Source organism: Nocardia higoensis, assembly GCF_015477835.1.
Taxonomy (GTDB): Bacteria; Actinomycetota; Actinomycetes; order Mycobacteriales; family Mycobacteriaceae; genus Nocardia; species Nocardia higoensis_A.
The window spans coordinates 3,108,980-3,131,662 of the sequence record NZ_JADLQN010000001.1 but is presented as its reverse complement, the minus strand read 5'-3'; the positions used below and the strand labels follow the sequence as shown (position 1 = coordinate 3,131,662).

Genomic DNA, 22,683 nt, shown 5'->3' with positions numbered 1-22,683 from the left:
CACCGATCGCGCTCTCCCCGAAAAACGCCCGTGGGGGCATGCCGCCCGCCCGCGTCCGGTCGTCACGACCGGTAGCCGGGCTGATCGGTGCTGCCCGAAATCGGCTCGGGCAGTGGTTCTTTCACCGGTCAAGGAGGCTCTGGTGCACGGTACGGAGTTGGATGGGTTCGGCGCTCGGCCCGGCGAGAACGCCCTCGACCGGCGCGATGCCCAGCACTTCCCGCTCTCGCCCGCGCAACTGGGCGTCTGGTACGCGCAGTTGCTCGATCCGCAGACCCCCATCAACATCGCCCAGTACGTCGACCTGCGTGGCGACCTCGATGTCGGGTTGCTGCAGGAAGTGACGCCGCGGGCCGCGCTGGACTACGGCTCCGGCTTCGTGCGGCTGGGCGAGATCGACGGCGTGCCGCATCAGCGCGTCGACCCCGAACTCTCCAGCGACCTGACTGTTCTGGACTTCCGCACCCACGCCGACCCGGTGGCCGCGGCGACCGAATGGATGCGCGCCGACGCCGCCGCGCCGGTGGACCTGCTGCGCGATCGCCTGACCCGCGGCGCGGTGCTGCGCATCGGCGACCGCCGCTGGTTCTGGTACCTGCGCGCGCACCACATCGTGCTCGACGGCTACGCCGCACTGATCAACACCCAGCGCGTCGCCGAGCTCTACACCGCGCGGGTTCGCGGCGACCAGCCCGCCGACGTGCGCCCCGCCTCGCTGACCGAGCTGGTCGCGGGCGAGCAGACCTACCGCGCGAGCGGTCGTTTCACTTCCGACCGCGCGCACTGGGCCGAGCGGGTGGCCGGCCTGGACAGCGTGACCAGCCTGGACGGTCGCACCGCCGCGCGCGCCGCGAGCAACCTGGTGGTCGGACGGCCGCTGCCGCAGTCACTGGTCGAGCGGATGAACACCATCGCGGCCGATCAGGACTCGACCGTCGCCGCGGTGCTGATCGCGGCGTTCGCCGGCTACCTCGGCAGGCTCACCGACCGGTCCGACGTGGTGCTGAGTCTGCCGGTCACCGCGCGCACCACCGCCGCCATGCGCCGCTCGACGGGCATGCTGTCCAATATCGTGCCGCTGCGGCTCCCGGTCGGCCGGATCGGCTGGGCCGCCCTGCTGCGGGCGACCCGCGTCGAGCTGGCCGGGGCGCTGCGTCACCAGCGCTACCGGCACGAGGACATCCGTCGCGACGCCGAGCACGACGGCCGTCCCGCGCACCGTGCGCTGTTCGGTCCGCTGGCCAACATCATGCTGTTCGGCCGTGACCTGCGCCTGGGCGACACCGTCGGGCGCTACCACGTGCTGTCGACCGGTCCGGTCGAGGACCTGAGCATGAACGTCTACTACGGCGAGCGCGACAGCGTGCACGTCGATTTCGAGGCGAACCCGAATCTCTACCGCGCCGACGACCTGGCCCGCCACCACGCCCGCTTCCTGGGCTACCTGACCCGCCTGGTCGACGCCGGCCCCGAGGACGATCTGTCGCGCATCCCGGTCACCACCGACCTGGAGCTCGAGGTCACCACCAAGATCTGGAACGCCACCGGCTTCGATGTGCGCGCCGCCTGCGGGATCGGCGGCCCGGCCCAGTCACCGACGCTGGTCTCGATGTTCGCGGCCCAAGCCGCCCGCACCCCCGACGCGCCCGCCCTGCGCTACGCGGGCGGTCACGGACAGGACGATCAGGGCACGCTCACCTACCGAGCCCTCGACGCGCGCGTCAACCGGCTGGCCCGGTACCTCATCGAGCGCGGCGTCGGGCCCGACAGCCTGGTCGCGCTGCACCTGCGTCGTTCGCCCGAACTGGTGATCGCCATGTACGCGGTCCTGACCGCCGGTGGCGCCTACGTCCCGCTCGACCCCGATCACCCTGCCGAGCGCACCGCCCACATCCTGCGCACGGCCGCCCCGATGTACGTGCTGACGACCGGCGACATCGAGCTGCCCGAGGTCGCGGCGCCGGTGCTGCGCCTGGACGAACTCGATCCGACCGATCACCCCGACGGGCCGGTGTGGGACCGCGAGCGTCGCAGCGCGCTGACCCCGCGCCACCTCGCCTACGTCATCTTCACCTCCGGCTCGACCGGCCTGCCCAAGGGCGTGGCCGTCACCCACGAAGCGATCGTGAACCGGCTGGTGTGGATGCAGCAGACCTACCGGCTCACCGATGCCGACGTGGTGTTGCAGAAGACCCCGGCCACCTTCGACGTGTCGGTGTGGGAATTCTTCTGGCCGCTGCAGACGGGCGCGCAGCTGGTGCTCGCCGGTCCCGACGACCACCGCGATCCGGCCGCGTTGCGCCGAATCATCGCCGAATACGGCGTGACCACAGCCCATTTCGTCCCCTCCATGCTCGAGGCCTTCCTCGCGCAGCGCGACGGCGGCACCCGCGAGCCCGGCGAAGCCGACGCGGTCGAGGAGATCGCCGATTCGCTGCGCCAGGTGTTCGCCTCCGGCGAGGCGCTGCCCGCCACGCTGGCCCAGCGCCTGCGGGTACTCACGGGGGTGCGGCTGCACAACCTCTACGGACCGACCGAAGCGGCGGTCGACGTCACCTTCCACGAGGTGACCGACACCGACATCGCGACGGTTCCGATCGGTGCGCCGGTCTTCAATACGCGGCTCTACGTGCTGGACTCGCGATTGCGGCCGGTCCCGGTCGGGGCGCCGGGTGAGCTGTATCTGTCGGGGGTACAGCTCGCCCGGGGTTACCTCGCGCGTCCCGGCCTGACCGCCGACCGGTTCGTCGCCGACCCGTTCGGCGCGGCGGGCGGGCCCGGCGCGGCCGGTGCGCGGATGTACCGCACGGGCGATCTGGTGCGCTGGACTACCGACGGCGAGCTGGAGTATCTGGGCCGCACCGACTTCCAGGTGAAGCTGCGTGGCCTGCGCATCGAGCTCGGCGAGATCGAGACGGTGCTGGCCACGGTGGACGGCGTGGTGCGCGCGGTCGTGGTGGTCCGCGACGACGCCGGTGTCGGCGAGCAACTGGTCGCGTATGTGGTCGAGGCCGAGCCGGGTGCGGTGCGGCCCGAGCAGCTGCGCGCCGCCGCGCTCAACGCCTTGCCCGCCTATATGGCCCCCGCGGCGTATGTGGTGCTCGACGCCCTGCCGGTCAATGCCTCCGGCAAGCTCGACCGGGCCGCGCTGCCCGCTCCCGAGCGCACGGTCACGGCCTACGCCGCGCCCGCGACGCCGGTGGAGGCGGCCGTCGCCCGCGCCTTCGCCGAAGCTCTGGGCAGCGGCGGCCGCGCCGACGGGGAACCGATCGGCCGCGACGACGACTTCTTCGCCCTCGGCGGTAACAGCCTGGTCGCCACGCAGGTGGCCGCCCGGCTGGCCGCCGACCTGAACTGCGCGCTCTCGGTTCGCGATATGTTCACCGCCACCACGGTGCGCGATCTCGCCGACCTGATCGAGCGCGCAGGCGGGACCGGCGGCGGCGCGAGCCGCCGGCTGCGGGTGGTTCCGCGGCCGCCGCTGGTCCCGCTCTCCCCGGCCCAGCAGCGGATCTGGTTCCTGAGCCGCTTCGACCAGGCCGGGATCAGCTATCACATGCCGTTCGTGCTCCGCCTGAGCGGCGCGCTCGATGTGGCCGCGCTGCACGCCGCGCTCAACGATGTGATCGACCGTCACGAAGTGCTGCGCACGGTGTTCCCCGTGGACGCGGACGGCTCCCCGCGCCAGGAGGTCCTGCCGGTCGCCGGTCTCCCGGTGGCGGTGGAGCTGGTCACCGCGGGCGAACTCGACGCCGCGGTGTCCGCGTTCGCCGCCCGGCCTTTCGCGCTGGAACGCGAGATCCCCTTCCGCGCCGCCCTTTTCCTTCTCGGCGCGGGCGAATACGCGCTGGCGATCGTGCTGCACCACATCGCCGCCGACGGTCTGTCGCTGCCGGTCCTGGCCGCCGACACCGTCACCGCCTACACCGCCCGGCGCGCCGGGCGGCCGCCGCACTGGGCGCCGCTACCGATGCAGTACGCCGACTACGCCGTGTGGCAGCGCGAACGGCTCGGGGACGCAACCGATCCGCAATCCCTGGCGGCCCGGCAGCTCGCCTTCTGGTCCGCCGAGCTCGCCGGTGCGCCCGATCATCTCGAATTGCCCACGGACCGGCCACGTCCCGCGGTCGCCGAAGGTGCGGGCGCCACCTACCGCATCGAGCTGCCCGCCGAATTGCACCGTCGCGCAGTTCAGCTCGCGCGAGACGAGGGTGTCTCCACCTTCATGGTGCTGCACGCGACACTCGCGGTGCTGCTGTCCCGCGTGTCCGGCACCGATGATGTGGTGATCGGGGCGCCCATCGGCGGTCGCGATACCGCGGGCCTGGACGCGCTGGTCGGCATGTTCGTCAACACGCTGCCCCTGCGCACCACGGTCGACGGCGCGGAAACCGTCCGTGACCTGCTGCGCAGGGTTCGCGATCGCGATCTGGCCGCCTTCTCCCACGCCGACGTGCCCTTCGAGCAGCTGGTCGACACGCTGCGTCCGACGCGCTCGCAGGCCTGGCATCCGGTCTTCCAGGTGGCGTTGTCGGCGGCGGTCACCGGCGACATGAGCGTGGACCTCCCCGAGGTTTCGGTCCGAACGAGTACGGTGAACACCGGGGTGGCCAAGTTCGACCTGTCGATCGAGGTCACCGAGCTCTTCGCCGGTGCCGATCTCGGGGAAGGATCGGCACCGGCGGGGATCGCCACGGAATTCGTCTACGCGACCGCGCTTTTCGATGCCGACACCGTCGCGTCGTTCGCTGCTCGCCTGTCGCGTCTGCTCGACGCGATCACCACCGATCCCGCCGCCCGCGTCGACGAGCTGCCGTTGCTCGACGAGGCCGAACTCGCCGCGCTCACCACCCGGGGCGTGGCGCCCGCCGCCACGACGACCCTGCTGCCCGAGCTGTTCGCGCGCGCCGCGGCCGCCGCGCCGGAGCGGATCGCGTTGTCCGCCGACGACCGTGAGCTGACCTACCGCGAACTCGACGCCGCCTCCGCGCGGATCGCGCGAGCGCTGATCGACCGCGGCATCGGTCCCGACGACATGGTCGCCCTCGCGATCCCGCGGTCGCCGGAGTTCGTCACCGCCGTGTGGGCGATCGCCAAGGCGGGCGCCGCCTGGGTACCGGTGGATCCCGCCTACCCGGCCGAGCGGATCGCGTACATGGTGCGCGACTGCGGCGCGCGACTCGGCATGACGGTCGACGCCGTGCGCGCCGACCTGCCCGACGCGACAGACGGTCCCACCTGGCTGGTGCTCGACGACGCCGAATTCGCCGTCGAATGCGCGCGATTCGACGCCGCGCCGATCCGGGACGACGAACGGGTGCGCCCGCTGCGCGCGTACAACCTGGCCTACGTCATCTACACCTCCGGCTCCACCGGTGCGCCCAAGGGGGTGCTGGTGAGCCAGACCGGTCTGGTCGGTCTGGCCACCGAACAGACCGCCCGTTACGCGGGTGATTCCGATGCCCGGGTGCTGCACGTCGGCTCGCCGTCGTTCGACATCTCCGTCGCCGAGATCCTGCTGGCCGCCGATTCGGCCGCCACCCTGGTGGTGGCGCCCGAAACCGCCCGCGTGGGGCGGGAGTTCGCGGATTTCGCGCGCGCCCGGCGGGTCACGCACGCCATCGTCACCCCCTCGGCCGCGATGTCGGTCGATCCCGCCGACGTGCCCGACCTGCGGGTGCTGGTCGTCGGCGGCGAGGCCTGCCCGCCGGAACTCGCGCGACGCTGGTCCGCGGCCGGGCGCAGCCTGGTCAACGCCTACGGTCCCACCGAGACCACGGTGATCGTGGACTCGACCACGTCCGGCGCGCTCGGCGAGCGCGTGACCATCGGCACCCCGTTGCGCGGTGCGCGGCAGTGGGTGCTCGACGCGCGGCTCGTGCCGGTGCCGGTCGGCGTGGCCGGTGAACTGTACGTGGCGGGTCCGCAGGTGGCGCGCGGCTACCACGGCAGAGGCGCGACCACCGCCGAGCGTTTCGTGGCCTGCCCCTGGGAGCCCGGACAGCGCATGTACCGCACCGGCGACCTGGTGCGCTGGACCCTGGCCTCCGCGGGACGCGAGCTGGAGTATCTGGGCCGCAACGACTCTCAGGTGAAGGTGCGCGGCTACCGGATCGAACTCGGCGAGATCGAGGCGGCGCTGTCCGCGCATCCGGGGGTGGCGCACGCGGTCGTCGTCGTGCACACCGACCAGCCCCGCGGCGATCAGCTCGTCGCCTACGTCGTGCCCGCGCCCGGCGTATCCGGTGCGGCCGGCATCGATCCCGACGAGCTGCGCACGGGCCTGCGCACCCGGTTGGCCGCGCACATGGTGCCCGCCGCGATCACGGTGATCGACGCGCTGCCCCTCACCCCGAACGGGAAGCTCGATCGGACCGCGCTGCCCGCACCGCGATTCGCGACCACGGCGTTCCGGGCGCCGGTCACCGGCGTCGAACGCAGCGTGGCCGCCGTGTTCGCCGAGGTGCTCGGAATCACCGCCGCGCCGGGCGTCGGGCTCGACGACGACTTCTTCGAGCTGGGCGGAAACTCGCTGGTCGCCACGCGTCTGGTCGCCCGCCTCGGCGCGGCACTGGACACGACCGTGCCGGTGCGGCTGGTCTTCGAGACCTCCACGGTCGCGGGCCTGGCCGCCGCGCTGGCCGCGCACGCGGGCTCGGGAGGTCGCGCCCCGCTGCTGGCTCGGTCACGCCCACAGCGCATTCCGCTGTCCTACGCCCAGCAGCGCATGTGGTTCCTCAACCGCTTCGACGCCGACTCCCTGGCCAACAACCTCACCACCGCCCTGCGCATCCGCGGGCCGCTCGACCACGGCGCGCTCGCCGCGGCCGTCACCGACCTGGTGACCAGGCACGAAGTGCTGCGCACCCGCTACCCCGCCGTCGACGGCGTCGCCCACCAGCAGGTGTGCGAGCCGGCGGAGGCGGGCGTCGCGCTCGTCGTCGAGGACGTCCTCCCGTACGACGCCGAAGACGGTGCCGGGGAAGCGATTTCGGCGCGGGTCCGCGAACTCGCGGCGCAATCCTTCGACGTGACCGTCCGCCCGCCGCTGCGCCTGACCCTGCTGCGCGCGAGCGCCGAGGTCCATGTGCTGGTGATCTCGCTGCACCACATCGCGGCCGACGGCTGGTCGGTCGCGCCGCTGGCCCGGGACCTGCTGGGAGCCTACGAAGCGCGCCGCCACGGCGCCGCACCGGACTGGTCGCCGCTGCCCGTGCAATACGCCGATTTCACCCTGTGGCAGCGCGACCTGCTCGGCGACGCCGCCGACCCCCAGTCCGTGCTGGCCCGCCAGCTCGCCTTCTGGTCGTCCGAACTGGCCGGGCTGCCGGAACTTCTCCCGCTGCCCAGCGACCGGCCACGCCCCGCGCAGGCCTCCGGACAGGGCGCCCGGCACCGGTTCCGCCTGCCCGCCGACACCGCGCGCGCACTGCGCGAGGTCGCCGAGACCACCGGCGCCTCGCTGTTCATGGTGCTGCACGCCGCGTTCGCCACCCTGCTGGCGAAACTCTCCGGTCAGCACGACATCGCCGTGGGCACCCCGGTCGCCGGACGCGGCGAGGCCGCCCTCGACGACCTCGTCGGCATGTTCGTCAACACCGTGGTCCTGCGCGCCGAGGTGCGGCCCGGCCAGAGCTTCACCGAGCTGGTCGGCGCTGTCCGCGACGCGGACCTGCGCGCCTTCGACCACGCCGAGGTCCCGTTCGAGCGACTGGTGGAGGCTCTCCAACCGCGGCGTTCGGCCGCGAGTCATCCGCTGTTCCAGGTCATGCTCGACCTCAACAACACCGCCGCCGCCCAGATCGAGACCGCCGGGCTGAGCGCGTCGGTCCTCGACCTCGACAGCGAGGCAGCGAAGTTCGATCTGCAATTGAGCCTGGTCGAGACCGCCGAGGGATTCGACGCGGTCTTCGAGTACGCCACCGACCTGTTCGACCCGATCACCATCGCCGGATTCGCCGCCCGGCTGCGGATCGTGCTGGACACGGTGTGCGCGGACCCCGGCGTCCGCATCGGCGACATCGACCTGCTCGCCGCGGGCGAACACGCCGCACTCGCCGCCCGCAACGCCACCGCCCGCGAACTCGGCCCGCCCGCCACCCTGATCTCGCTGTTCCAGGAGCAGGCCGCCCGCACACCGGAGGCCACGGCCCTGTCGTTCCAGGGCAGCCACCTCACCTACCGCGAGCTCTCGATCCGGGTGAACCGCCTCGCGCGGCTGCTGGTCTCCTTCGGCGCCGGCCCGGAACGCGCTGTCGCCCTGGGTATCGCGCGCTCGACCGATCTGGTGGTCGCCATGTACGCGGTTCTGGCCACCGGCGCGGCCTACATCCCGCTCGATCCGGAGCACCCGGCCGAGCGCCTCGACCACGTGCTGCGCACCGCCCGTCCGGTCTGCGTGCTCACCCGCGCGGGCGACGGCCTGGAACTGCCGGGCGGCGAGGACGCCCACCGTTGGCCGGTCCTGGACCTCGACCGTCTCGACACCACCGCCAATTCCGGCGCTGCGCTCACCGACGCCGAACGGCTCGCCCCGCTGCGCCCCGAGCACACCGCCTACGTCATCTTCACCTCGGGCTCCACCGGTCGTCCGAAGGGCGTCGCGGTCACCCACGCCGCCATCGTCAACCGCCTGCGCTGGATGCAGGCGCAGTACCGGCTCGACGGGACCGACGTGGTTCTGCAGAAGACACCCGCCACCTTCGACGTGTCGGTCTGGGAGTTCTTCTGGCCCTTGCAGATCGGTGCGCGCCTGGTCCTGGCCGCGCCCGGCGGTCACCGCGACCCCCGCTACCTGGCCGAGCTGATCGAGAGTGAGAGCGTCACTGTCGCGCACTTCGTGCCGTCGATGCTGGCGGTGTTCGTCGCCGAGTTGTCGACCGCCGAGTTGTCCACCGCTGAGATGTCCACCGCCCGACAGCCGCTCGCCTGTGCGTCGCTGCGTCAGGTGTTCTGCTCCGGCGAGGCGCTCACCCCCGCCCCGGCGCACCGACTGCGTGCCCTGACCGGCGCTCGCGTGCACAACCTCTACGGCCCCACCGAGGCCGCCGTCGACGTCACCTTCCACGAGGTCACCGACGCCGACACCCACACCGTGCCGATCGGCCTGCCGGTCGCCAACACCGCCGTCCACGTGCTCGACACCTGGCTGCGCCCGGTACCCGCGGGTGTCCCCGGCGAGTTGTACCTCTCCGGCGTCCAGCTCGCCCGCGGGTATGTCGCCCGCCCCGACCTGACCGCCGACCGCTTCGTCGCCGATCCCTTCCGCCCCGGCGCGCGGATGTACCGCACCGGCGACCTGGTCACCTGGTCGGCCACCGGCGAGCTGATCTATCTGGGCCGCACCGACTTCCAGGTGAAGGTGCGTGGCCTGCGCATCGAGCTCGGCGAGATCGAAGCCGCTCTCACCGATCTGGACGAGATCGCCCAGGCCGTCGTCGTCGCCCGCGGCGGCGACCAGCTGATCGCCTATGTGATCCCCGATGACCGGTCGGCACCGGCCGGCCCCGAGGTCACCCTCGACCTCGATGCCGTGCGCGCCGCGCTGGCCGCCCGCCTGCCCGCGTACATGCTGCCCGCCGCCTACGTGCCGCTGGCCGAGTTCCCGCTCAACGCCTCCGGCAAGCTCGACCGCCGCGCGCTGCCGGAACCGGTTTTCGCGGCCGCCGCCTACCGCGCCCCGGTCACCGCGACCGAGCAGGCCGTGGCCGCCGTGTTCGCGGGTCTACTGGGCACCGACCGGGCCGGTCTGGGTGATGGAGGCCGGGCCGGTCTGGGTGATGGAGGCCGGGCCGGTCTGGGTGATGGAGTCCGGGTCGGTCTCGACGACGATTTCTTCGCCCTTGGCGGCAACTCGTTGACCGCCACCCAGGCCGTCGCCCGCCTCGGCGCGGCTCTGGACGCCCAGATACCGGTTCGCCTCCTCTTCGAGGCTTCGACCGTGCGGGAGCTGGCCGAACGGGTGGAGCCGTTGCACGGCTCGGGCGCCCGCCCCGCCCTCACCGCTCGGCCTCGCCCGCATCGCATTCCGCTCTCGGCCGCCCAGCAGCGGATCTGGTTCCTCAACCGGTTCCTCGCCGACGCCGACGGACTCGGCGACGCGGTCAGCAACATCCCGGTCGCCCTTCGCCTGACCGGCGCGGTCGACGAGACCGCGCTCACCGTCGCGCTGCACGACGTGATCGCTCGCCACGAATCGCTGCGCACGGTTCACCCCGCCGACGCCGACGGACCGCACCAGGTGATCCTGCCCGCACCCGCACCGGGGGAGCGGGTGGCGAATCTGCGCGCCCGGCAGGTGGATCCGGCCGAGCTGCCCGCCCGGCTCGCCGCGAGCACCGCCGAGACCTTCGACCTCACCACCGACATCCCGGTCCGCGCTGAGCTGTTCGCCCTGTCCGGCGAGGAGTATGTGCTGCTGGTCGTGCTGCACCACATCTGCGCGGACGGGTTCTCCCTCGGCCCGCTGGCCGCCGACCTCATGACCGCCTACGCCGCGCGTCGCGCGGGCGCCGTCCCACCGTGGCGTCCGCTGCCGGTCCATTACGCCGACTACACCCTCTGGCAGGCCGACCTGCTCGGCGCCGACACCGATCCCGGCTCCCGCGCCCACCGCGAACTCGAGTTCTGGCGCACCACCCTGGACGGCCTGCCCGAACAGCTCGACCTGCCCACCGATCGCCCCCGCCCGGCGGTCTCCGGCAACCGGGGCGCCACCCACCGCCTGCGTGTCGACGCCGATCTTCACAGCGAGTTGCGCGAACTGGCCCGCAAACGCGAGGCCACCCTGTTCACCACCGTGCACGCCGCCCTCGCGGTGCTGCTGGCCCGCCTGTCCGGCACCGAGGACATCGCCATCGGCACCCCGGTCGCAGGACGCGGCGAACAGGGCCTGGACGGCATGGTCGGCATGTTCGTCAACACGCTGGTGCTGCGCAGCCACATCGATCCCCGCGCCAGGTTCGAGTCCGTCCTCGACGACACCCGCCGCCGCGACCTGGAAGCGCTGTCCCACCCGGATCTGCCCTTCGAGCGCCTGGTGGAGGTGCTCGCGCCCAGCCGCGCCCGCAACCGCCACCCGCTGTTCCAGGTGGCGCTGACCATGCAGAACTTCACCGTGCCCGAGGTGGAGCTGCCCGGCCTGCGGGTCGCGGAGCTGCCGCTGTCGGCCGTGGCCGCCGAGTTCGACCTCCAGTTCACCGTCCGCGAGGACACCGACGCCGACGGTCGCGCCGACGGCATGGACATCGAGATCGTCTACAGCACCGATCTTTTCGATGCCGCCTCGATCGCGGTGCTGGCCCGCCGTTTCACCCAGGTGCTCGACGGGGTGGCCGCCGACGCCACCGTGGTCGTCGGCGACATCCAATTGCTCTCCGCCGAGGAACAGCACCGCGCCCTGTACGAGTGGTCGAGCACCGGCCCCGACCGCGCCGCCGCCGGCACCCTGGCGGACCGTTTCGCCGCGGTCGCCCATCGCGACCCGGCCGCCGTCGCGGTGCGCGGCGGATCGACGGCGGGCGCGGTCGAGAGCCTCACCTACGGCGAACTCGACGCCAGGTCCAACCGGCTGGCCCGCCGCCTCGTCGCGGCGGGCGTCGGCCCGGAGACATTGGTCGCGGTCTCGATGGCCCGCACTCCCGACCTGGTCGTGGCGCTGCTGGCGGTGCTCAAGGCGGGCGGCGGCTACCTGCCTGTCGACCCGAACTACCCGGCCGACCGGATCGAGTACATGCTCGCCGACGCGCGCCCGGTGTGCGCGCTGACCGGCCCCGGCAGCCCGCGGACCCCCGGCTGGTTCGACGGCCCGGTCATCGACCTCACCCGCGACGTCGACGCGCGTTATCACTGTTCGGCGCCGCTCACCGACGCCGACCGCCGCGCCCCGATCCATCCGGCTCACCCGGCCTACGTCATCTACACCTCCGGCTCCACCGGCCGCCCCAAGGGTGTGGTGATCCCGCACCGCAATGTGCTGCGACTGCTCGACAATGCCGCAACCCTGTTCGATTTCGGGCCGGCGGACGTGTGGACGATGTTCCACTCCTACGCCTTCGACTTCTCGGTGTGGGAACTGTGGGGCGCGCTGCTCACCGGCGGTCGCGTGGTCCTGGTCGACTACTTCACCTCGCGCTCGCCCGAACAGTTCCGGCAGCTGCTCGTCGACGAGCGGGTGACCGTCCTGAACCAGACGCCCTCGGCCTTCTATCAGCTCGCCGCCGCCGACGCCGCGCGTGAGCCGGGTGACTACGCCTTGCGCTATGTCGTCTTCGGCGGCGAAGCGCTCGAGCCCCAGCGGCTCGGCGGCTGGCTGCGCCGTTACCCGCACGGCCCCCGGCTGGTGAACATGTACGGCATCACCGAGACCACCGTGCACGTCTCGCACCGCCCGATCGACCTGGTCGACCTGACCGGCGGGGCGACCGGCGTCATCGGCGGCCCGCTGCCCGGTCTCACCGTCCGGGTGCTCGACGCCCGCCTGCGCCCGGTTCCCGTCGGGGTGCCCGGCGAGATCTACGTCTCCGGCGGCCAATCGGCGCGCGGCTACCTGAACAGGCCCGATCTGACCGCGACCCGCTTCGTCGCCGACCCCTACGGCGATCCGGGCACGCTCGCCTACCGCTCCGGTGACCTGGCTCGCTGGACCGCCGACGGCGATCTCGAATATCTCGGTCGCGCGGACCAACAGGTCAACCTGCGTGGTTTCCGCATCGAACTCGGTGAGATCGAAGCCGCGCTGCTGGAGCAGCCCGAGGTCGCCGAAGCCGCGGTCGTCGTGCGCAACGACCAGGCCGAGGACCGCATCGTCGGCTACGTCGTCCCCGCTCGGGTCGACACCGCCGTCCGGGTCGGTACTGTCGCTCCGGCCGCGCTCGCTGACGCTGCCGCGCTGCCGGATGCTGCTGGTCGAGGGGACGCGACTGCCTCGGCCGTCCATGGTGCGCCGGTCGATACCGCCGCGCTGCGTGACCGGCTCGCCCGCCTCCTGCCCGAGCACATGGTCCCCGCGGCGCTGGTGCCCATCGACCGGATCCCGTTGACGGTCAACGGCAAACTCGATCGCGCCGCGCTGCCCGCTCCGGTGTTCACCGGCACTGTCTACCGTGCGCCCACCGGCCCGGTCGAGGAGATCATCGCCGGGGTCTACGCCGAAGTGCTCGGCATGTCCGCGGACGACCGGGTCGGCGCCGACGACGACTTCTTCGCCCTCGGCGGCAGCTCCCTGCTCGCCGCCAAGGCCGGCGCCCGCATCGGGGCCGCGCTGGACCGCCAGGTCTCGGTGCGCACCCTGTTCGAATCGCCGAGGGTCGCCGACCTGGCCGTCGTGGTCGCCGAAGCCGACGGCGCCACCCGCCCGCCGCTGGTCGCCGCCGCCCGCCCGGACCGCCTGCCGCTCTCGCCCGCCCAGCAGCGCATGTGGTTCCTCAACCGCTTCGACGCCGCCTCCACCGCCTACACCATCCCGATGGCCCTGCGTATGTCCGGCGACCTGGACGTGGCCGCCCTGCGGGCCGCCGTCGCCGATGTGGTGGCCAGGCACGAGTCGCTGCGCACCCGCTACCCCGAGGTCGACGGCGAGCCGGTCCAGCAGATTCTCTCGCCGAGCGAGGTCGCCCTGCGTCTCGAGCCGCAGGTCCTCGCCGAAGCCGAGCTTCCGCAGCGCATCCGCGAACTGGTCGAGATCCCGTTCGATGTCACCGCCGAGGTGCCCGTACGGCTGTGGCTGCTGCGCCCGGACGTCGCCGAATACGTGCTCGTCGGCGTGCTGCACCACATCGCCGCCGACGGCTCGTCCACCGTGCCGTTCGTCCGCGACCTGATGACCGCCTACTCCGCGCGCCGCGACGGCGCGGCCCCGGACTGGCGGCCCCTGCCCATCCAATACGCCGACTACGCGCTGTGGCAGCGCGATCTGCTCGGCGACGAGAACGACCCCGCCTCCCGCGCCGCCGAACAGCTCGCCTACTGGACCGAGACCCTGGCGGGTCTGCCCGATCAGCTCGCCCTGCCCACCGACCGGCCGCGACCGGCCAAGCAGAGCATGCGCGGCGGCTTGGTCCGCTTCGACCTCGACGCCGACCTGCACGCCCGCCTGGTCGCCGTGGGCCGCGACGCGGGCGCGACCCTGTTCATGGTCGTGCACGCGGCCTTCGCCACCCTGCTCTCGCGCCTGTCCGGTGGCGAGGACATCGCCGTCGGCACTCCCGTCGCCGGCCGCGGCGAAGCCGCACTCGACGACGTCATCGGCATGTTCGTCAACACGCTGGTGCTGCGCACCCGCGTCGACGCCGCCCAGCCCTTCACCGCCCTGCTCGACCAGGCCAAGGCCGCCGACATCGCCGCCTTCAGTCACGCCGACGTGCCCTTCGAGCGCCTGGTGGAAGTGCTCAACCCCGAGCGCTCCACCGCGCGCCACCCGCTGTTCCAGGTCGGCTACTCCTTCCAGAACCACGAACGCGGCACCCTGGAGCTGCCCGGCCTCACCGTCACCGACATCGAATTCGACAGCGGGGTCGCCCAATTCGACCTGCACCTGTTCGCCTTCGACGCCTACGGCTCCGGCGGCGCGCCCCAGGGCATCCGTGTGGTCCTCGGCTACGCCGAAGACCTGTTCGACGCGGAAACCGTGCACCGCTTCGCCACCCAGCTGCGCACCGTCCTCGACACCGTCGCCGCCCGGCCGCAGATCGAGGTCGGCGCGATCGACCTGCTCGGCGCCCAGCAGCGTCGCCGGATGCTCGTCGACTGGAACGCCACCGCCCACCCGCTCGCCCCCGCCACCCTCGCCGACCTCGGTGCGGAACAGGCCGCCCGCACCCCGGACGCCCTGGCCCTGGTGGGCGCCGCCCCGGTCGCCCCCGCCGTGACCGATCAGCTCGCACCGGCCACCGTGACCCAGCGCGATCCCGGGACGACCGCGCGTGGCCTCACTTACCGGGAGTTCGACGCCGAGGTCAATCGCCTGGCACGTGTACTGATCCGCGCGGGCGTCGGACCCGAGTCGACCGTGGTCCTGGCCATGCGCCGCTCGATCGAACTGGTGCTCGCCATGCACGCCGTGGTGCGCGCGGGCGGCGCGTACGTGCCGATCGACCCCGACCACCCGGCCGAGCGCATCGGCTACATCGTCGAGACGGCGGCCCCGATCTGTGTGCTGACCACCTCGGCCGACGGCATGCCGATCGCCACCGAGTTGCCTGTTCTCGAGATCGACCGCCTCCGGGCGGGGGCCGCATCGGACGCCGTGTCGACGACTGATGCCGTGTCGGCGACCGCAACGCCGATGGCGGCTGTGGCGTCGACGGCGGCAACGGCGCCGATCCGCGACGACGAACGCCTGCGCCCGCTGCGGCCCGAGCATCCCGCCTACGTCATCTTCACCTCCGGCTCCACCGGCCGTCCCAAGGGCGTGACCGTCCCGCACGCCGCCGTGGTCAACCAGATCCGTTGGCTGCGCGAGCGATACGCGCTCGACGCCACCACGGTGAGCCTGTTGAAGACCCCCGCCACCTTCGATCTGTCGGTCTGGGAGTTCTGGGGCCCGCTGCTGTCCGGCGGCAGCCTGGTCGTCACCGCCCCCGGCGCCGAGCGCGACCCCGATCAGCTGCGCGCGACCATGGACTCCCACGGCGTCACCGTGTTGTTCGCGGTCCCGTCCCTGGTCGCCATGCTGCTCGGCGCGGCCGCGGACCTGCCGCCCGCACTGCGCCACGTCCTGGCCATCGGCGAAGCGCTGCCCCCCGCCACCGCCACCGAGTTCCTCGACCGTGCCGCCCGCACCGGCGCGTCCCTGCACAACCTGTACGGCCCCACCGAAGCCGCCGTCTCCATCACCGCCCACGAAGTGCGCGAACGCCCGGCGCACACCGCGCCGATCGGCGCACCCGCCTGGAACAGCCGCGTCTATGTCCTCGACCGCCGCCTCCAGCCCGTCCCGGTCGGCGTCGCGGGTGAGCTCTACCTGGCGGGCGCCCAGCTCGCCCGCGGCTACCACGGCCGCGTCGACCTCACCGCCGAGCGCTTCGTCGCCGATCCCTTCGCCGCGCAGTTCTCCGCTGTCGAACCGTCCGCCGTCGAACCGTCCGGTGTTGATTCGTCCGGTGTCGCGCCGTCCGGTGTGGTGCCCGCCGGCGCCGTGTTCCGGGAAATCGACGGCGCGGCTTCCGCTTCGGCGAGCAGTGACCAGGCAGGCCGCCTGGCGGCTGTCGACGCGGCGGGCGTCGCCCCCTGTGGTCCCGGCGCGCGGATGTACCGCACCGGTGACATCGTCCGCCGACGCGCCGACGGCACCCTCGAGTACCTCGAGCGCGCCGACTTCCAGGTCAAGATCGGCGGCTTCCGTATCGAGCTCGCCGAAGTCGAATCCGCGCTGCTCGGCCTCCCCGGCGTCCGCGCGGCCGTCGCTCTGGCCCGCTCGGCGGGGGAGAACGCGGGCGAACGCCTCGTCGCCTACGTCGGCATGCCGGAAGCCGAGCCCGCGGCGGCGACTGTCGACGCTGCGGACGCCGTCGGCTCGCGGACCCGTCCGGCTACCGTCGGACAGTCGCTCGCCCCGGTGGCCGCCGGAGCGCGGCTCGCCCCGATGCCCGATGCGCTGTCGGCGGATTCGCGGGCCGCCGAGCTCTCCGCCCACCTGCGCGCGGAACTCGCGACCCGGCTGCCGGGCTACATGGTCCCCGCCGCGATCGTCGTCCTGCCGCGCCTGCCGCTCAATGCCAACGGCAAGGTCGACCGCGCGAAGCTGCCCGAGCCGGTGTTCGCCGAGGCGAACTCCGAGGAGCCCACGGGTGCGCTCGAGCGACTGGTGGCGGCGACCTTCGCCGAACTCACCGGCGTCCCGGCCGACCGCGTCGGCTCCGGCACCGACTTCTTCGCCCTCGGCGGCAACTCCCTGCTGGCCACCAAGCTGGCGGCCCGGCTGAGCGCCGCACTCGGCGTCCGCGTGCCGGTGGCCGAGGTCTTCGACGCCCCGACCGTCGCGCACCTGGCCCGCGGGCTCGGCGAACTCGACGACACCGGCGCGCGGCCCCCGCTGGTCCGCCGCACCGGCGAGGGCCCGGTCCCGCTGGCCCCCGCACAGCAGCGTATGTGGGTGGTCAACCGCCTCGCCCCGGATTCCGCGGCCTACAACATCCCGGCCGCCATCCGCCTGACCGGCGACCTCGACCACGCCGCCCTCACCGCCGCCGTCGCGGACCTGCTGGCCCGCCACGAGCCCCTGCGCACCCGCTACCCGGACACCCCCGAGGGTCCGGTCCAGGAAGTGCTACCGCTGGAGGCCGTCACCGTCGACCTCACGCCGATCACGGTCGACCGCGCCGAATTGTTCGCGCGCCTGGACGAATTCGTCGGCCGCGGCTTCGACATCGCCGCGGCGCCACCGGTCCGTGCGGCCCTGTTCCGTTGTGTCCCCGGGGCTCGCGGCCTCGCGGGGACGGAATCGGGCACCGCTGCGGAATCGGCGCCCGCCGGGGGATCCGGTGACGGCACGCGGTCCGACACCGCCTCGCCGTCCGCTGCTACGGGGCAGACCGCATCCGCCGCCGAGCACGTGCTCGTCGTGGTCGTCCACCACATCAGTGGTGACGGCTACTCCGTCGGGCCCCTCGCCCGTGATCTCGTGCGCGCTTACGTCGACCGCGCGGCCGGTCGCGCACCGGCCTGGGAGCCCCTGCCCATCGGCTACACCGACTACAGCGTCTGGCAGCACGAACTGCTCGGCCGCCCCGGCGACCCGGACTCCACCCACGAGCGTCAGCTCGCGTACTGGCGCCAGGAACTGGCGAACGCCCCGGAAGTCCTGGCCCTGCCCACCGACCGGCCCCGCCCGGCCCATCGCGACATGCGCGGCGAGACCGTCGTCACCGCCATCGACGTCGAGACCACCCGCGCACTGGACCGACTGGCCCGCGACCACGGCACCACCCTGTTCACGGTCCTGCACAGCGCCCTGGCGGTCCTGCTGGCCAAGCTCTCCGGCAGCACCGACATCACCGTCGGTGTCCCGGTCGCCGGTCGCGGCGTACGCGAGATCGACGACCTGATCGGTATGTTCGTCAACACGGTCGCCCTGCGCACCGAGATCGACACCCGCGCCACCTTCGCCGATCTGCTGCGGCAGGCCGGCGCGCGCAACCTGGCCGCGCTCTCGCACGCCGACGTGCCGTTCGACCAGGTCGTCGAGGCCATCGGGCGCACCAGGTCCAGCGCCTACACCCCGCTGTTCCAGGTCATGTTCGCCTTCCAGAACATGCCCCCCGGCACGGTCGAACTCCCCGGTCTGGCGGTCGAGGTCATCGACCCGGCCCCCGCGGAGGCCAAGTTCGACCTGCAATTGACCGGTATCGAGGAATTCGACGAGGCGGGTGAGCGGACCGGGTTGTCCCTGCGCCTGACCTACGCCGTCGACATCTTCGACGCAGACACCGTCCGCGACTGTGCCGAGCGCCTGCACCTGGTGCTGGCCGCCGTCGTGGCGGACCCGTCGACCGCCCTGCGCGCGATCGACATCAGGACCGAGGCCGAACGGCAGCCAGCCGCCCGGCACCCGGCGGGCACGAGCTCGGCCCCGGCCGTGCCGGGCACGGCATCCTCCCGCGCACCCGCCACCATGGCGGACCTGCCCGGATTGATCGCCGCCGCCGCCGAACTCGCACCGACGGCCGTCGCTTTCGCGCACGGCGAGCATCGGGTCACCTATGCCGAACTCCAGGCGAAACTGGCCGGCGTCGCGAAGGCGATGGGCGCCGCGGCCTCACCCGAAGCGCTCATCAACGTCGCCCTCGCCGGGCTGGTCCCCGGCATCCTCACGGCGCTCGGCGGCGCTGGTCTGGCCGCCGCGCTGAACACCCTTCTCGCCGAGACGAACTCCCTCGTCTCCGAAAGGAACAGCTGATGTCTCGAGCAGAATCGCTCACCCCCCGTGGACTCGGCGACAGCCCCGGCGCCGATCGGCACGCCGCCCTGCGTCGCGCCTACGGACTGGCGGATCTGCCCCGCCTGATCGAGACCGTCGCCGATTCCGAACCCGAGCGCGTGGCGCTGCGGAGCCCGGACGCCACGGTCGGTTACGCGGAACTGTCCGCCGAGATCAGCGCACTCGCCATCGCGATGGGCGGCGCGCTCAGCCCCGACGCCCTGATCTCGGTGGTCGTCTCCGGCCGGCTGCCCGACCTGGTGGAGGCGGGTGAGGGCGCGCTCGGTGAGGTGCTCGACGCGCTGCTCGACGACGCCCTGCTGGCCGCGGCCCCGACGCTGCCGGTGAGCTTCACGCCGGTGGAGACGCTGGTGACAGAGTTCGCCGAACAAGTCCGCCGCACTCCGGACGCGGTCGCGCTGGAATTCGAGGACACCGTCCTCACCTACGCCGAATTCGACGCCAGGACCGAGGCTCTGGCGCGGCACCTGGTGACCCTCGGCGTCGGTCCCGAGGCACTGGTCGGGCTGGCCGTGCGACGCTCGGTCGAGTTGCTGGTCGGCATGTACGCGGTGCTCAAGGCCGGTGGCGGGTACGTGCCGATCGACCCCGAGCACCCGGCCGAACGCATCGCCTACGTGCTCGAGACCGCCGCACCGGCGCTGGTGCTCACCACCACCGCCGACCAGCCCGCCGGACTCGCGGGCGTGCCGGTGCTGCGCGTCGACGAATTCGACTCCGAGCCCGCGCCGGCGCAGGAGCGGCTCGACCCCCTGCCCGGCCCCGGCCCGGACAATATCGCCTACGTCATCTTCACCTCCGGCTCCACCGGACGCCCCAAGGGCGTCGCGGTCTCGCACCGCTCGGTGATCGCCAACCTGCGCTGGCGGCAGCGCCTGCACCCGATGCTCGCCACCGATCGGGTGATCCAGAAGACTCCGTTCACCTTCGACGTGTCGGTGTGGGAGTTCTTCTGGCCGTTGCAGGTCGGCGCGCGGCTGGTGATCGCCCGCCCCGACGGGCACCGCGACCCCGCGTATCTCGTGCGCTTCATGGCCGAACGCGGTGTCACCATCGCCCATTTCGTGCCGTCCATGCTCTCGGTGTTCGTGGCCGAACTGGCCGGCGGCGGGGTGTCGCTGGACGCGCTGCGGATGGTGGTCTCCTCCGGCGAGGCCCTGCCCGCCGCGACCGCCGCGGCATTGCGCGATGTCAGCGGAGCCACCCTGCAGAACACCTACGGCCCGACCGAGGCCACCGTCGACGTGACCGCCCACGAGGTGACCGCCGCCGACAGCGTCACCGTCCCGATCGGCACCGTCGCCGACGACAACGAACTGCTCGTGCTGGACGAGGGCCTGCGCCCGGTGCCCACCGGCGTGGTCGGCGAGTTGTATCTGGCGGGCGTGCAGCTGGCCCGCGGTTACGTGGCCAGGCCCGGCCTGACCGCCGACCGGTTCGTCGCCAACCCGCACGGTGCGCCCGGCGATCGCATGTACCGCACGGGCGATCTGGTCCGCTGGGCAGGCGGCGGTGAGGGCGGCCCGCTGGAACTGGAGTACCTGGGCCGCACGGACTTCCAGGTCAAGCTGCGCGGCCTGCGCATCGAACTCGGCGAGGTCGAGGCCGCGCTGCTGCGGTCGGACGCCGTCGCCCAGGCGGCGGTGGTACTGGCCCGGCACGCGGGCGGCGACCACCTGGTGGGCTATGTGGTCCCCGCCCCCGACGTGCCGATGCTCGACACCGGCGCGGTGCTGGAGCTGGCCCGCGCATCCCTGCCCGAGTACATGGTGCCCTCGCTGCTGCAGGTGCTCGACGCGATGCCGGTCAACGCCAACGGAAAACTCGACCGGCGCGCCCTGCCCGAACCCGACTTCACCTCCGCCGCTGCCGAGTTCCGCGAACCGTCGACCGAAGCGGAACGCCTGGTCGCCGGAATCTTCGCCGATCTGCTCGGCACGGAGCGCGTCGGCGCGGACGACGACTTCTTCTCTCTCGGCGGCAATTCGCTGCTGGCCACCCGCGCCATCGCCCGCCTCACCGAGGCACTGGGGGTGGCCATCGACGTCAGGGACTTCTTCGACCGCCCGTCGGTGTCGGCCCTGGCCGCCCTCGGTGACACCGCCGATCGCGAGAGTGCCGCCGCCAGAACGCCGCTCGTCGCCGGGCCGCGCCCGGAACACATCCCGCTGTCGCCTGCCCAGCGCCGCATGTGGTTCCTCAACCGCCTCGGCACCGACTCCGGCCGGGACCCGGCGGCGGGCGCGGTCGACAACATCCCCGTCGCGCTGCGCCTGCGCGGCGACCTCGACCCCGGCGCCCTCGATGCCGCCCTGTCCGATCTGGTCGCCCGCCACGAGATCCTGCGCACCCTCTACCCGCAGACGGCGACCGGACCGGTGCAGGTCGTCCGCGCGGTGCACCCGGTGCCCGCGTTGACCGCCACCGATGTGCCGGAATCCGAACTGGTGCAGGCCGTGCGCGCCATCGCCGTCCGCGGTTTCGACGTCGCCGAGGAGGTGCCGCTACGGGTTCGGCTGCTGCGCAGCGGCCCCGAGGACCACACCCTGGTGTTCGTCGTGCACCACATCGCGGCCGACGGCGTCTCGATGGGTGTGCTGGTCCGCGACCTCATCACCGCCTACGCCGCTCGCCGCGCAGGTGCTGAGCCCGGTTGGTCCCCGTTGCAGATCCAGTACGCCGACTACGCCCTCTGGCAGCGCGAAGTGCTGGGCGAGGAGACCGATCCGGGCTCGGCGCTGTCCGCGCAGCTGGATTTCTGGCGCGCCGAACTGGCCGACCTGCCCGCCCAGCTCGACCTGCCCGCCGACCGGGCGAGGCCCGCGGTGTCGTCCTACCGCGGCGCCACGCACGCCTTCGCCATCGACGCCGAGTCGCGCGCCGCCGTCGACCGGATCGCGGCCCGCCACAACGCCACCCCGTTCATGGTCGTGCACGCCGCCCTGGCCGCACTGCTGGCGCGGCTGTCGGGCACCACCGACATCGCGATCGGCACCCCCGTCGCCGGCCGCGGCGAGGCCCAGCTCGACGACGTGGTCGGCATGTTCGTCAACACCCTCGTGCTGCGCACCGAGGTCGACGCCGGACGCGGCTTCGCCGATCTGCTCGCCCACGCCCGCGAACGCGACCTGCGCGCTTTCGCCCACCGCGACATCCCGTTCGAGCAGCTGGTCGAGGCCGTCAACCCGGCCCGCTCCCAGGGCAGGCACCCGCTGTTCCAGGTGGCGCTGTTCATGCAGAACATCGGCCCGATCGCCCTGGACCTGCCCGGCCTGCGCGCCGAACAGCTCGACTTCGACCCCGGCTTCGCCAAATTCGACCTGCAGCTGACCCTGTCCGAGCCGCTCGGCCGGACGGCGGTGGACGACCGCGGGGCGGTGGGGTACCGCGCCGAGATGACCTATGCCACCGATTTGTTCGACGGTCCGACGGCGGCCGAGTTCGCCGCGAAGTTCACCCGCCTGCTGCGCGCCGCGCTCGCCGACCCGGATCAGCCGGTCGGCGACATCGAACTGCTGGACGCGGGCGAACTCGACTACGTGGTGACCAGCTGGAACGCCAGCGGCCACAAAGTCGCCGAACGCTTCCTGCACGACGGCTTCGACATGCAGGTGCGCCGCACGCCCGAGGCGATCGCGCTGCGCACCGCCGACGGCGAATCGCTGACCTACTCCGAGCTGTCCGCCCGCGCCAACCGCCTGGCGCGGCTGCTCATCGCGACCGGCGTCGGCGCGGAAACCCTGGTG

Annotated in this window: 2 protein-coding genes (1 of these 2 running past the window's edge); both read left to right on the top strand. The window is 72.7% G+C overall.

What is annotated here, in order from left to right; all coding sequences use genetic code 11:
• Positions 1-142: 142 nt before the first annotated feature.
• Complete coding sequence (locus IU449_RS13900) at positions 143-18,895, top strand: non-ribosomal peptide synthase/polyketide synthase (protein ID WP_195002179.1); 18,753 nt, start codon at positions 143-145, stop codon at positions 18,893-18,895.
• On the top strand, positions 18,895-22,683 hold the 5' portion of the coding sequence (locus IU449_RS13895; RefSeq protein ID WP_195002178.1) for a non-ribosomal peptide synthetase. It continues 22,458 nt past the right edge of the window; 3,789 of the gene's 26,247 nt are visible here — the first part of the coding sequence; its start codon is at positions 18,895-18,897; the stop codon falls past the right edge of the window. Before IU449_RS13900 ends, IU449_RS13895 begins: the two co-directional genes overlap by 1 nt.